The organism is Streptomyces colonosanans (assembly GCF_001866645.1).
Taxonomy (GTDB): domain Bacteria; phylum Actinomycetota; class Actinomycetes; order Streptomycetales; family Streptomycetaceae; genus Streptomyces; species Streptomyces colonosanans.
This window is the reverse complement of the sequence record NZ_MLYP01000006.1, coordinates 185,218-197,835: the sequence shown is the minus strand read 5'-3', so window position 1 is coordinate 197,835 and position 12,618 is coordinate 185,218. Positions and strand designations below refer to the sequence as shown.

Below are 12,618 nucleotides of genomic sequence, written 5' to 3'. Positions count from 1 at the left end.
ATGAGTCAGGCGCAGGACCACGAGAACACGGGGCCCGCCGTGCCGCAGACCCGCACCGCACGCCACCGCCGGATCGTGGACATCCTCAACCGGCAACCGGTGCGCTCCCAGAGCCAGTTGGCGAAAATCCTCGCCGACGACGGACTGAGCGTCACCCAGGCGACGCTCTCCCGGGACCTGGACGAGCTGAACGCGGTGAAGATCCGCAATACCGACGGCGACCTCATCTATGCGGTCCCGAGCGAGGGCGGCTTCCGCACCCCGCGCGCACCGCTGGGCGAGTCGGCCAAGGAGGAGCGGATGCGGCGCCTGTCCCAGGAGCTGCTGATCTCCGCTGAGGCCTCCGCCAACCTTGTGGTCCTGCGCACCCCGCCGGGTGCGGCGCAGTTCCTGGCCTCGGCCATCGACCAGGCGGAACTGCACGACATCCTCGGCACCATCGCGGGCGACGACACGCTTCTGCTGATCAGCCGCGATCCGAGCGGTGGCCAGGCGCTGGCGGACCACCTGCTGCGGCTGGCGCAGAACGGGCACTGACCGGGGTGCGGAGCCCGGCCCGGCGGCGGACAATGGGTATGTGATCTTCCGGGAGGGGCGGGCAATCACCTGGCGGCCGTCGGCGGTACACAGAGGTCCGTCGGTTTTCCGGTTCCCGGTGGCGCGCCTTCCGGACGAGGCTCTGCTGTCGGGGTTGGCCGCCGGCGACTCGGAGCTGGCCGTCGTCTTCGTACGGAGGTTCCAGCACCGGGTCTTCGGTGTCGCCATGGCCGTCACAAGGGAGCAGCAACTCGCCGAGGACGTCGCCCAGTCGACGTTCGAGCGTGCGTGGCGGCACGCGCAGATGTACGACTCGCGTCGCGGCTCGGTCAGCACCTGGCTGACGACCATCGCGCACAACCTCGCCATCGACGCCGTCCGGGCACGCCGAACGGAGCCGATGGCACCTGAGGACCTGGACGCCGTCATCGGCGTCGTCACCGAGACCCCCGAGCGGTGGGCGCTGGCCGACGAGGCCTCCGCCCAGCTCCGGGCCGCCGTGGCCCGGCTGCCCCGGGAACAGGCCCGGGCCCTGATGATGGCGGGCATCTACGGGATGACGGCCCAGCAGGTCGCCGACGAGGAGCGGATCCCGCTGGGCACCGCGAAGACAAGGATCAGGGCGGCGATGGCGAAACTGCGCACCACCCTGGCGGCTCCGGAGTGAGGCGACCATGTCCAGGGGCCCGGACTGCGCCAAACTGCGGGAAGTCGGCGCCGAGCTGGCACTGGGGGTGCTGCCCGGCCGGGAGCGGGCCGAGGCGGTCGCCCATCTGGACCGGTGCGCCGACTGCAGGGAGTTCGTCGAACAGCTCTGCCTCGTGGGTGACCGGCTGATCGGCCTGCTGCCGGACAGCGAGCCGCCACTCGGGTTCGCGAGCCGGGTGGCGCGCAGTCTGGCCCGGCAGGCGGCGGCACCGGAGGAGTGGGCGAGAGCCGCGCGCCGCGCCCGGGGATGGCTCGCGGTGGCCGTGACCGTCGCCGCGGGCGTCGCGGGGTTCGTCGGCTGGACGATCGGTACCCGCCGTCCAGGAGCTCACCGCCTCACCCCCGCGCGCCGTCGAGTCCGAGCCCATGAAGGCCGGGGACATCGCCTCGGGCGCTCTCCGTGGGCAGACCACCGGCGAGGTCTACGCCCGTCCCGGCAGCCCCGGCCGGATCTTCGCGGTCGTCGGCCTCACCGGCCACGGCACCTCGTGAACCGGCAGGGTCACCTGCCTTCTCAGGTACTCGGACAGCACGATCGTCCGCGTCTGCGACCTCCCCGTCCGAAACGGCCACCGGGATGCCGTGACCCCGGTCGGCTACGGCTCATGCGCGGACCGCCATGTGCCGACCCGGGAGGCATGGGTCCCGCCGCGACCGGGCAGCGTCACTCGGGCAGCGCCGCCTTGAGGGCGGCGGCCAGCCCGCCGACCGTGGGCCGGGACGACGGATCGGCCCGCAGGCAGCTGTCGACGGCGGCGGCGAGAGCGAGCGGCAGGCGCCGCCGGGACGCGACCGGCGGGGCGGCCTCCTCGAGCTGCCAATACCGGTCATCGGTGTCGTGGCCGTCTGCCGCGGCCGTCCTTGCCCTGCAGGCGACCGGCTTCTCCCCGCAGGCCGCTTCGAACAGCGTGATGCCGATGCCCCACACGTCGGCGGTGGCCGTGAGCGGCCCGCCCCGGGCCTGCTCCGGGGCGAGGTAGCAGCACGTGCCCAGCCCCGCGGGCGCGGGCCCCGGAGGCCGGGCCACACTCAGGTCCAGTACCTTGACGTGGCCGCGGTCCACCACCACGTTGGCGGGCTTGAGATCCAGATGGAGCAGGCCCCGACCGTGGAGGTAGTGGACCGCCGAACACATCTGCACCCCGAGCAGCGCCACATCGGCGGCGGCCGGCCGCCGCCGCAACCGGTGCACGAGGTGGGACAGGGTCTCACCGGTCAGCGTCTCCAGGACGACAAGCGGCTCGGGCGACTTGAACGCCTCGTAGCCACGGACCAGGTGTGGATGGGCGAAGTCCCGCAGCCACCGCCCCTCGCGCAGCAGCCGCTCATCCAGCCGCTTCTCTCCGCGGTGGTCCGCCCGCACCACCTTGATCACGCACCGGCAGTCGCGTTCTTCGCTCCAGGCGTCGTAGACGTCGAGCCAACCGGTGCGCGTCAGGTGCTCGAGGACCACGTAGCCCTGCACCGGTTCCGTGCCCGGAGCCCAGGGGGTGGGGGCGCTCATGACAGCACCGCGCCCGCGCCGAGCCGGTGCAGCCGGGCGTACGCGCCGTTGCGGCCCAGCAGGTCGTCGTGGGCGCCGTGCTCGACGACCCGTCCGTGGTCGAGCACCACGATGCGGGTGGCGTCCCGGACGGTCAGGAGGTTGTGGGAGATGACGACGGTGGTCCGCCCGGCCATGAGCCGGCGCAGCGGGTCCATGATCCGTCGGCCCGACCCGACGTCGAGCCCGGTGGTCGGTTCGTCCAGCAGCAGCACGGGCGCGTCCCGGATCATCGCCCGGGCGATCGCCAGGCGCTGGCACTGTCCGCCGGACAGCGTCCGGCCGCGCTGACCGACCAGCGTGTCATAGCCCTCGGGGAGCCGCTCGATGAACTCGTGCGCGTCCGCCGCGCGTGCCGCCGCGACGACATCGGCGTCCGTCGCGTCCGGCCGGCCGTAGGCGATGTTCTCCCGCACGGTGCCGTGGAAGACAAGGGTCTCCTGGAGCACCACCGCGACGTTCTCCCGTACTTCGGACAGGCTCAGGTCCCGCAGGTCGGCGCCGTCGAGCAGAACCGCGCCCCGGTCGGGGTCGTAGAAGCGCAACTGGAGCTTGGCGACCGTCGACTTGCCGGCCCCGCTCGCCCCGACCAACGCCAGCGTCTCGCCCGAGGCCACGTGGAAGGACACGTCAGACAGCGCCCACGAGGCGGCATCGGGATAGCGGAACCAGATGCCGTCGAACTCCACGTCGCCCCGCGCGCGGCCGATCCGCCGCGCGCCCGGAACCTCGACGACCTGTGGCCGCTGGTCCAGCAACTCGATGATCCGCTCCGCCGAGGCGGAGGCCGCGTAGAAGGTGTTGCCGAGCCGGGCCAGGCCGCGGACCGGGCTGTAGAGCTTGCCGATCAGCGCGAGGAAGACCAGCAGTCCACCGAGGGTGAGCTGTCCCTGGGCCAGCTTCCAGGTGCCAAGGCCCATCACCGCGAGGCCGCCGGTCACCTCGATGACCTCGACGACGGGCGAGTAGACGGCCCGGATCCGCGCCGAGGCCATCGCCGCCCGGAACTTGCCGACGTTCTCCCGCTCGAACCGGTGCTCCTCCCACCCCTGCCGGTTGTACGCCTGCACCAGCGCGACGTTGCCAAGGGCCTCCTCGGCGACCGCGCTGATCGAGCCGCTGCGGCGCCTGCGCTCCCGTGACGCCGCCTTGATCAGCCGCGAGAAGTGCCGGGCGGCGGCCCAGAACAGCGGCACGATGGCGAGGGCGAGCAGAGTCAGGTCCCACCGAAGGTAGACCAGCATGCCGAGGTAGACCCCCAGACAGACCACGTAGTAGAGGGCGTTCGCCACCCCGGAGAGCAGGAACGTCTCGACCGCGTCGACGTCGCCCGTGATGCGGGACAGCACGTCCCCGAGCCGCCGGCGTTCGAAGAAGCCGAGCGACAGCCCTGGACGTGCCGGAACACATCGGCGCGAAGAGAGAGCAGGAAGCGTTCGCCGACCCAGGTGGACGTCACGTCGTCGGCGAACCGCAGCACCCCGGACAAGACGATGAGCCCGAGGTAGACCGGTGCGATCCAGAGCAACGGCCGCAGAGCACGGGGGACGAGCACAGCGTCCACGACGGTTTTGAAGAGCCAGATCTCCGAGGCCTGCACGGCCGGGCCGACCAGGCTGAAGAGGAGAACGGGGACCAGCCATCGCCGGCCGCCGCGCGTGTAGGGCCAGAACCGCCGGAACACCTCACACGGCGCCATCGCGGGCGCGGCCGCCACGACTGCGTCGGACGCCTCCACCGACAGCAGACGCCGCAGGACATGCATCATGGGATGCGCACCTCAGGGTCCGAGGAGCGGACCGGGGAATCCAGTCGCCGGCCCGCTCAGCACTCGTTCGGTCAGTGGCTGCTGTGTCCGCTGCGGTGATCCGAACCGCTGCGGTGATCCGAACCGCTGCGGTGATCCGAACCGCTGCCGTGCCTCGACGAGCGGAGGCCGTCAGACCTTGCGGGCATGAGTTTGCTGAAGATGGCCATCGTTCCTCCTGAACCTCGTTGGGGAACTCTTCCCTCACTAGGTACGTCTCAGGGTCGGATTCGGATGGCTCGCGACGGAAAAATACCGTTCTCAGCCCCACCGTGCCGCCAGCCCCCCGGTGCAGCGCACCTCGTCGCCCGCAGTGATCAACAGGCCTTCGACCTCCGGCAGGGACTCCAGCCAGGCCAGACCTTCCCGCGAGCCCATCGCGAACGCGGCCGTCGCCCAGGCATCCGCCCAGGTCAGCCGGGGACCCACCACGGTCACGGCCACCAGGTCGGTGACCGCCGGCCTGCCGGTACGCGGGTCCACGATGTGTGCGCCGCGCTCCGCGGTCCCGGACGTGGCCACGGCCAGCTCGTCGCTGCCCGCCGCGGACACCACCGCCGCCAGTCCGCCGGAGCGCAGCGGATCCGACACCCCGACCCGCCAGGGGCGGTGCGGTTCGGGCATGCCGTACATCTGCACGTCTCCGCCGCCGTTGACGCTCACCCCGCGCGCCCCGGCCGCCGCCAGGTGCCGGGCCGCCCGTTCGACCGCCCAGCCCTTCACGATCCCGGTCGGGTCGATCCGCCCCTCGTACCGTGTGCTGAACCAGCCGCCGCTGAGCCGCTCCGCCACCGCGCCCAGAGCGAGCACCTCGGCGACCTCCGGGTCGCAGTCCCCGACGGCCAGCTCGTCGCGGGACAGGCGCGAGATCTGGCTGTGCTCCCGGTAGGTGCTGAACACCTCGTCCACCCGGTGGAGCGCGGCGATCGCCTCCTCCAGCGCGCTCCGCACGGTCTCCGGCTCGCCGCCGCGCACGTCGAAGGAGAAGACGGTGCCCATCACCTCCTCGGTGTGCCGCAGCACGGACGGTGCCTGCGCGGGATCGTTCACCTGGTCGGCCAACTCAGCCACCCGCCCTGTCCAGGGCCGACTGCAGGGACCGCTGGTAGCCGGCACTGGTGTAGCTCGCGCCGGAGACCGCATCGATGCTCGCGCTCTGGGCGGCCAGCGCCTCCCGGGTCAGCTGCGGGACGGCATAGCGGTTGATCTCCTGGTCCCTCGCGTTGTCCTGGGGATAGGCGACGGCCGTGACGTCGGTGAGCTTGCCGTTCTTCACCGTGATCCGGACCTGGACGGCGCCGTAGCGGGTCGGGACCGAGTCGCCGGTGACGGTCTTCGTACCGGTCATGGCCGAACCGCCCGAACCGCCCGAACCGCCCGAACCACTGGAACCGCCCGATCCGCTCGAGGCGCCCGTACTGCTGGACGGACCGGGAGGAGGCGCGGCCAGGGCGAGGCCGGGGCTGGTGTGCGGCTTCATCGACAGCAGCAGCACCATCCCGGAGACGGTGGCGGCGCTCGCCAGCACGATCCGGCGCAGCGGGCTCTTCCTCTTCAACGGGTGCATGGCGGCCTCACAGGTCGAACGACTCGTGGTGGATACGGCGGTCGGGGACCCCGGCCTCGCGCAGTGTCCCGTACATCTCCTCCGCGAATCCGGGCGGGCCGCACAGATAGACGTCGTGGTCGGCGAGGCCGGGCACGGCCGAGCGCAGTCCTCCGGGTGTGATGTGCGGGCGCGAGCCGTCCGCGCCGTTGAGGGCGTACAGCACCCGGGCGCCGCGCCCGCCCGCTATGGCCTCCAGTTCGGCACCCAGCGCCAGGTCCTGGGCCGAGCGCGCCCGGTACAGCAGCGTCACCTGGCCCGGCAGCGTCTCGAACAGGGCGCGCAGCGGGGTGATCCCGACGCCGCCCGCGATCAGCAGGACCCGGCCGCTGGTGCGCCGGTCCGCGGTGAGCGACCCGTAGGGTCCCTCGGCCCACACCCAGGTGTCCGGCCGCAGCCGGGCCACGGATGTGCTGTGATCACCGAGGGCCTTCACGGTGATGCGCAGCCGGGTACGCCGGGGCGGCGCCGACAGCGAGTACGGCGTGGACGTCCAGCGCAGGCCGTCCGTGAGGAACCGCCAGCGGAAGAACTGCCCCGGCTCGGCGCCCAGCTTCTCCAGGCGCCGCCCGCGCATCACGACGGACCACACGCCCGGCGCCTCCTGGTGCACCGACTCCACCCGCAGCCGGTGGCGCAGATTGAGCCGCACCGGGGTCAGGATCCGGAACCACACCACCAGGGCCGCGACGCCGAGGTACAGCGCGTACCAGGCGGCCTGGGCGACCGTGCTCCCGGTGAACTCCGCGCCGAGCGCGAGCTGGTGGCCGAAGACGAGGAAGAGCGCGGCGTAGGTGAGGAGGTGCACGTAGTACCAGAACTCATGGGCGACCCTGCGGCGCATGGCCCGCGCCGAGGTGACGCCCACGGCGAACAGGACGATCGTGCCGAGGGCGGCCTTGAGCATCTCCGGGTAGTGCAGGACCACGGTGACCAGCTCGTGCCCGAACGAGGCCCGGTCCTGGGCGGCGTACCCGCCGAGGATCAGGACGATGTGCGCGAGCAGCAGGCAGACCGTGTACCGCCCGGCCATCGCGTGCCAGCGGGCCACCCGGTCCGAGCCGATGCGCCGCTCGAAGAGCGGTACGCGGGCCATCAGCCCGACCAGCACGGCGCAGGCGTACCCGCACAGCAGTCCGGCGATCCGTCCCGCCCCGGTCAGCCAGCCGGCCGTGCCCACGACCGAGCCGGTGTCCTGCCACCACAGCGCCACCACGGCGGCGGCCCCGGCCCACACGAGGACCAGCAGCGGGCCTGCGGGCGAACGTCGGACGAGCGGCGGCAGGGGCGGCGCCTGTTGCTGGTACACCGTGGCCATGTCCTTCCCTTACGTCCGGTACGCAACTGTGCAGGCGAAACCTCTGAACCGGCTCTGAAACCCGGACCGGCCCCGCGTCCGACCGGCTCCGGCTCATAGGGAATTCAGAGGGCCCGGCACCGCGGCCGCTTGCGGAAGGGTGGATCCTGGTAGGCGCGATGAACACACCCCGCTTCGGCCGCCCCGCTCTCGCCCGCCCCGACGGTACGCCTGTACATGTCCTGGTCGTCGACGATGATCCGGACCTTGCCGAGGTGCTGTCCGGGGCGCTGCGCTACGAGGGCTGGGACGTGCGCACGGCCGGCGACGGCGCCACGGCCGTAGCCGAGGCCCGCGCGCTGATGCCCGACGCCGTCGTCCTGGACGTGATGCTCCCGGACACCGACGGCTTCGCCGTGCTGACGTCCCTGCGCTCCGTGAAGCCGGACGTCTGTGTGCTCTTCCTCACCGCGCGGGACGCCGTCGAGGACCGCATCGCGGGGATCACCGCGGGCGGTGACGACTATGTGACCAAGCCGTTCAGCCTGGAGGAGGTCGTCGCCCGGCTGCGCGGGCTGCTGCGCCGCGCCGGCATGGCCCGGCAGCTGGAGGACGGACCCCGGCTGACCGTGGGGGACCTTGCCATGGACGAGGAGGCCCGCGAGGTGACCCGCGCCGGTGACCTGATCGAGCTGTCGCCCACCGAGTTCGAGCTGCTGCGGTTCCTGATGCGCAACCCCCGGCGCGTGCTCAGCAAGGCACAGATCCTCGACCGGGTGTGGTCCTACGACTTCGGCGGTCAGGCCCATGTCGTCGAGCTGTACATCTCCTACCTGCGAAAGAAGGTGGACGCGGGCCGCGAGCCGATGATCCACACGGTGCGCGGGGCCGGGTATGTGCTCAAGCCGGTGGCCCGGTGAGGGCGCGGCTGCGGCCCGGTACGCGGTGGAGGCGACGCCTGCCCCGGCCGCGCACCCTGCGCGCCCGGCTCACCGCCGGGCTCGTCGTGCTGCTCGCGCTCAGCTGCGCCGCGGTCGGGGGCGCCGCCGTGTTCGAGCTGAACGGCTTCCTCACCGGCCGGCTGGACCAGCAGTTGCGCGATGTGGGCCAGCGGTTCCCGGCGAGCCTGGAACACCGCGTGAAAGCGCCGGACCACGACGGCGACGAGCACGGCGACACACGCAGGCAGTCCGCCGGCACCTTCGGCGCCCGGCTGGTCGCAGGCGCGGTCACCAACGCCGCCGTGGTGCGCTCCGGCAGCGACACCACCAGTCTCGACGCCCCGCTGAGCGCGGCGGACGCACGTACCCTCGCGGCGGTCGCCGTGGACGCCAGGGGCCACAGCGTCCGTCTGTCGTCCCTCGGTGAATACCGGCTGATGGCGGCCGACGGTCCGCACGACGACGTACTGATCACCGGACTGCCGCTGGAACCTGTGGAGTCCGCGGTGCACCAGCTGGAAATCGTCGCCGCCGTCGTGTTCGGCGCGGCCCTCGCGGCCACCGGTGTCGCGGGCGCCGTCTGGGTGCGCTGGTCCCTGCGGCCGCTGAGCCGGGTCGCCGCGACCGCCACCCGGGTCAGCGAGCTTCCGCTGGCCAGCGGCGAGGTCACGCTGCCGCCGCGCGCTCCGGGGGCCGACCCGCGCAGCGAGGTGGGTCAGGTGGCCGCCGCCTTCAATCGCATGCTCGGCCATGTCGAGAACGCGCTGACCAAGCGGCACGCGAGCGAGGAGCGGCTGCGCCGTTTCGCCGCCGACGCCAGCCATGAGCTGCGCACGCCGGTCGCCTCGGTCCGCGGCCACGCCGAACTGGCGCTGCTGCATCCGGGCCCCGTCCCGCCGGAGGTGAACCGTGCCCTGGAGCGGGTCGCCGCCGAGTCTGCACGCATGGGCGAGATGGTCGACGATCTGCTGCTCCTGGCCCGGCTGGACGCGGGCCGCCCCCTGGAACGGAGCCCCGTCGACCTCACCCGGCTGGTCCTCGACGCGGTCACCGACGCACGGGCCGCGGGCCCGGGCCACCGCTGGACGATGGAGTTGCCCGAGGAGCCGGTGAAGGTGACCGGAGACGGCCATCGACTCCACCAGATGCTGGCCAATCTGCTGGCCAACGCGCGTCTGCACACGCCGGCGGGCACGAAGGTGACCACCTCGCTGGAGACGGGGGGCACGTCGGTCGTCCTCGCGGTCCATGACGACGGTCCGGGAGTCCCCAAGGAACTGCAGGCCGGCGTCTTCGAACGCTTCACCCGGGCCGACCACCGCCGCCGCCCGGAACACCAGGGCGGGGGCGCCGGACTCGGTCTGTCCATCGTGGTGGCGGTGGCGGAGGCGCACGAGGGGAGCGTGGGGCTCGAGAGCCGTCCGGGGGCGACGACCTTCACGGTGCGCCTGCCCGCCGCCCGGATCAGTAGCGAGTGAGGGCGGTACTCCCGCCCGCTGTTCCGATCGCGATGTGCGGCCTTCGCGTCGGATCGGCCCACGCCAGGATCCGCCGCATCGCGTCATCGGGCACCGACACACATCCCGCCGTCGCGCCCGTGCCGTTGACGTGCAGGAAGATGCCCGCGCCACGGCCTCGCACCGGCTTTGCGTAGTTGAATGCGACGACCAGGGCGTACCGGTACTGCGTGCCGTAACCGATGAGGTGTTCCGACTCGGAGGCGCGGCAGTCGGCCGGGAGCGGATCTGCCCAGCGGTTGTAGGAGCGCGATGCGCTGTCCTGGCACCACCAGGAGTCCCGGTGCACCCGGCGGTAGGTCATGGTCGTACCCGTGGGCGCGGCCCTGATGCCGAACGCGTACGGCAGGCCGAACAGGCCCGTCGGGGTCGTGTTCGCACCCTGCTCCCGAGAAGCGCCCTCGACGAGGCCGTTCGCGCCGAAGCGGGCCGGCGCGGAACCGGTTCTCGACCAGTGCCCCTTACGCCGGTCCCACCAGGTGACCGTCCCGGACGTGGCCTCCGGGCCGGGTGCCTCCGCGGTGATCAGCTGGGTGCCGCCACCGGTGTGCGCCATCCGCTCGGGCAGCGGGGGCCGACCGGCGGCGACGGGCGCGGCGCCGAGCAGAGTGAGGGTGGCCAAGGCGAGGGTGACGGCACCGGGGCGCATGCCTCAGACCGTAGACGGCGGCAACGGCAATGGCAGTCCGGGCAGGCCGTCCAGGCTCGTTTCGACGTGCTCTTTCCTCCGGAAGTACTCATTGAGGGAGGCGTCGTCCTCGCGCGCGAACCGCCTGCCGTGCAGATCGCGGTCCTCTTCGTACGACATGAAGGGCACCGCGTAGCCGCAGGTGTCCCGGATGTGCTCGGCGGTCACGACGATGATCGCGCGCAGCCCGTGCGGGGCCGGGTCGATGTCGGGGAAACGGGTGAGCAGTTCCTTGAAGCGGGGGTCGTCGCGGAAGACCGGCTCGCCACGGCCGTGCACGCGGACGATGTTCGGCGGGCCCTGGAAGGCGCACCACATCAGGGTGATCCGGCCGTTCTCCCGCAGGTGCGCGATCGTCTCGGCGTTGCTTCCGGCGAAGTCCAGGTAGGCCACGGTGAGGTCGTCGATGACCGCGAAGGAGCCCTTGAGCCCCTTCGGGGAGAGGTTGATCGTGCCGTCTTCGGACAGGGGAGCGGTCGCGGTGAAGAAGAGGGGCTGGGCTTCGATGAACGTACGCAGCCTGCTGTCCAGGCGCTCGTAGGTCTTTCCCATGGCCAACGATTATCGACCAGAGTCTTTCGGTTGTCTAAGGAAATGTGCGACACGCACACTTCAGATTGACGAATCATGCAGAGCGCTGCATACTCATGCATATCAGCGAATGCACTGTGAGGGAGAAACCCGTGACCGAGCGCGTCGTACTCGCCTATTCAGGCGGTCTGGACACCTCCGTCGCCATCGGCTGGATCGCCGAGGAGACGGGCGCCGAGGTCATTGCCGTTGCGGTCGACGTCGGCCAGGGCGGCGAGGACCTGGACGTCATCCGTAAGCGCGCCCTCGCCTGCGGCGCCGTCGAAGCCGAGGTCGCCGACGCCAAGGACGAGTTCGCCGACGAGTACTGCCTCCCGGCGATCAAGGCCAACGCCCTCTACATGGACCGCTACCCGCTGGTCTCCGCCCTTTCCCGGCCGATCATCGTCAAGCACCTGGTCGCCGCCGCCGAGAAGCACGGCGCCACCACCGTCGCCCACGGCTGCACCGGCAAGGGCAACGACCAGGTCCGCTTCGAAGCCGGCATCGTCGCCCTCGCCCCCGACCTCAAGTGCATCGCCCCGGTCCGCGACTACGCGATGACCCGGGACAAGGCGATCGCGTTCTGCGAGGCGAAGAACCTCCCGATCGCGACCACCAAGAAGTCCCCCTACTCCATCGACCAGAACGTCTTCGGCCGCGCCGTCGAGACCGGCTTCCTCGAGGACATCTGGAACGCGCCGATCGAGGACATCTACGAGTACACCTCCAACCCGGCCGAGCCTCGCGAGGCCGACGAGGTGATCATCACCTTCAAGGAAGGCGTCCCGGTCGTCATCGACGGCAAGCCCGTCACCGTCCTGCAGGCCATCCAGCAGCTCAACGAGCGCGCCGGCGCCCAGGGCATCGGCCGGATCGACATGGTCGAGGACCGTCTCGTGGGCATCAAGTCCCGCGAGGTCTACGAGGCTCCCGGCGCGATCGCCCTGATCACCGCCCACCAGGAGCTGGAGAACGTCACCGTCGAGCGCGAACTCGCCCGCTACAAGCGGCAGGTCGAGCAGCGCTGGGGCGAACTGGTCTACGACGGCCAGTGGTTCTCCCCGCTCAAGCGCGCCCTCGACGGCTTCATCAACGAGGCCGACCAGCATGTCTCCGGCGACGTCCGGATGACCCTGCACGGCGGCCGCGCGGTGGTCACCGGCCGGCGGTCCGACCAGTCGCTGTACGACTTCAACCTCGCGACCTACGACACCGGCGACACATTCGACCAGTCCGCGGCCAAGGGCTTCATCGACATCTACAGCCTGTCGTCGAAGATCGCGGCACGGCGTGATCTGGCAGGCGGAGCCTGACGCAGACCTGGCGTGACTCCGTACAGGTCACCTCGCACGCATCAGCCTGACAGCCGCCTCCTCACCTGCAAGGGTGGGGAGGCGGTCG

Annotated in this window: 13 protein-coding genes; 6 read left to right on the top strand and 7 right to left on the bottom strand. The window is 71.5% G+C overall.

Annotation, left to right across the window (positions count from 1 at the left end; all coding sequences use genetic code 11):
• The 3 genes from BIV24_RS02820 (at nucleotide 1) to BIV24_RS35925 (ending at nucleotide 1,737) form a co-directional block, all read left to right on the top strand.
• Nucleotides 1-537, top strand: a complete 537-nt coding sequence (locus BIV24_RS02820) for an arginine repressor (protein WP_071364501.1) — start codon at nucleotides 1-3, stop codon at nucleotides 535-537.
• A gap of 118 nt (nucleotides 538-655) precedes the next feature.
• Complete coding sequence (locus BIV24_RS02815; protein ID WP_245766648.1) at nucleotides 656-1,204, top strand: RNA polymerase sigma factor; 549 nt, start codon at nucleotides 656-658, stop codon at nucleotides 1,202-1,204.
• A 407-nt stretch (nucleotides 1,205-1,611) separates the two neighbouring features.
• Entirely contained in the window at nucleotides 1,612-1,737 is a 126-nt protein-coding gene (locus BIV24_RS35925) for a hypothetical protein (RefSeq protein WP_281247674.1), read from the top strand.
• A 172-nt stretch (nucleotides 1,738-1,909) separates the two neighbouring features.
• Here BIV24_RS35925 and BIV24_RS02810 read toward each other — a convergent pair whose 3' ends face one another.
• The 5 genes from BIV24_RS02810 to BIV24_RS02790 form a co-directional block, all read right to left on the bottom strand.
• Nucleotides 1,910-2,749: a serine/threonine-protein kinase gene (locus BIV24_RS02810; protein WP_071364500.1), complete on the bottom strand. Its 840-nt coding sequence runs from the start codon at nucleotides 2,747-2,749 to the stop codon at nucleotides 1,910-1,912.
• Complete coding sequence (locus BIV24_RS02805) at nucleotides 2,746-4,137, bottom strand: ABC transporter ATP-binding protein (RefSeq protein ID WP_245766647.1); 1,392 nt, start codon at nucleotides 4,135-4,137, stop codon at nucleotides 2,746-2,748. Before BIV24_RS02805 ends, BIV24_RS02810 begins: the two co-directional genes overlap by 4 nt.
• Before the next feature lie 719 nt (nucleotides 4,138-4,856).
• Nucleotides 4,857-5,657, bottom strand: a complete 801-nt coding sequence (locus BIV24_RS02800; RefSeq protein WP_177198609.1) for an FAD:protein FMN transferase — start codon at nucleotides 5,655-5,657, stop codon at nucleotides 4,857-4,859.
• 1 nt (nucleotide 5,658) lies between these two features.
• Nucleotides 5,659-6,162, bottom strand: a complete 504-nt coding sequence (locus tag BIV24_RS02795; RefSeq protein WP_071364499.1) for an FMN-binding protein — start codon at nucleotides 6,160-6,162, stop codon at nucleotides 5,659-5,661.
• 7 nt (nucleotides 6,163-6,169) lie between these two features.
• The gene (locus tag BIV24_RS02790) at nucleotides 6,170-7,519 is read right to left on the bottom strand and encodes a ferredoxin reductase family protein (RefSeq protein ID WP_071364498.1); all 1,350 of its coding nucleotides are present in this window, start codon (nucleotides 7,517-7,519) and stop codon (nucleotides 6,170-6,172) included.
• A 158-nt stretch (nucleotides 7,520-7,677) separates the two neighbouring features.
• Between BIV24_RS02790 and BIV24_RS02785 the strand changes: the two genes are divergently transcribed.
• Complete coding sequence (locus BIV24_RS02785; protein ID WP_071364497.1) at nucleotides 7,678-8,418, top strand: response regulator transcription factor; 741 nt, start codon at nucleotides 7,678-7,680, stop codon at nucleotides 8,416-8,418.
• The gene (locus BIV24_RS02780) at nucleotides 8,415-9,917 is read left to right on the top strand and encodes a sensor histidine kinase (protein ID WP_245766646.1); all 1,503 of its coding nucleotides are present in this window, start codon (nucleotides 8,415-8,417) and stop codon (nucleotides 9,915-9,917) included. The genes BIV24_RS02785 and BIV24_RS02780 overlap by 4 nt, the downstream gene beginning before the upstream one ends.
• On the opposite strand, the gene BIV24_RS02775 is transcribed toward BIV24_RS02780, so the two are convergent.
• Both BIV24_RS02775 and BIV24_RS02770 read right to left on the bottom strand, forming a co-directional pair.
• The gene (locus BIV24_RS02775; protein WP_071364496.1) at nucleotides 9,904-10,605 is read right to left on the bottom strand and encodes a L,D-transpeptidase family protein; all 702 of its coding nucleotides are present in this window, start codon (nucleotides 10,603-10,605) and stop codon (nucleotides 9,904-9,906) included. The genes BIV24_RS02780 and BIV24_RS02775 overlap by 14 nt on opposite strands.
• Before the next feature lie 3 nt (nucleotides 10,606-10,608).
• Nucleotides 10,609-11,196: a pyridoxamine 5'-phosphate oxidase family protein gene (locus tag BIV24_RS02770; RefSeq protein WP_071364495.1), complete on the bottom strand. Its 588-nt coding sequence runs from the start codon at nucleotides 11,194-11,196 to the stop codon at nucleotides 10,609-10,611.
• A 131-nt stretch (nucleotides 11,197-11,327) separates the two neighbouring features.
• Between BIV24_RS02770 and BIV24_RS02765 the strand changes: the two genes are divergently transcribed.
• On the top strand, nucleotides 11,328-12,530 hold the full coding sequence (locus BIV24_RS02765) for an argininosuccinate synthase (protein ID WP_071364494.1): 1,203 nt from the start codon (nucleotides 11,328-11,330) through the stop codon (nucleotides 12,528-12,530).
• Nucleotides 12,531-12,618: the final 88 nt, after the last annotated feature.

What these genes read in the sequence shown, in the direction of transcription:
- BIV24_RS35925 (WP_281247674.1), top strand. Translation starts at nt 1,612, where the DNA reads ATGAAGGCCGGGGACATCGCCTCGGGCGCTCTCCGTGGGCAGACCACC.
- BIV24_RS02775 (WP_071364496.1), bottom strand. Translation starts at nt 10,605, where the DNA reads ATGCGCCCCGGTGCCGTCACCCTCGCCTTGGCCACCCTCACTCTGCTC.
- BIV24_RS02790 (WP_071364498.1), bottom strand. Translation starts at nt 7,519, where the DNA reads ATGGCCACGGTGTACCAGCAACAGGCGCCGCCCCTGCCGCCGCTCGTC.
- BIV24_RS02770 (WP_071364495.1), bottom strand. Translation starts at nt 11,196, where the DNA reads ATGGGAAAGACCTACGAGCGCCTGGACAGCAGGCTGCGTACGTTCATC.
- BIV24_RS02820 (WP_071364501.1), top strand. Translation starts at nt 1, where the DNA reads ATGAGTCAGGCGCAGGACCACGAGAACACGGGGCCCGCCGTGCCGCAG.
- BIV24_RS02795 (WP_071364499.1), bottom strand. Translation starts at nt 6,162, where the DNA reads ATGCACCCGTTGAAGAGGAAGAGCCCGCTGCGCCGGATCGTGCTGGCG.
- BIV24_RS02810 (WP_071364500.1), bottom strand. Translation starts at nt 2,749, where the DNA reads ATGAGCGCCCCCACCCCCTGGGCTCCGGGCACGGAACCGGTGCAGGGC.
- BIV24_RS02785 (WP_071364497.1), top strand. Translation starts at nt 7,678, where the DNA reads ATGAACACACCCCGCTTCGGCCGCCCCGCTCTCGCCCGCCCCGACGGT.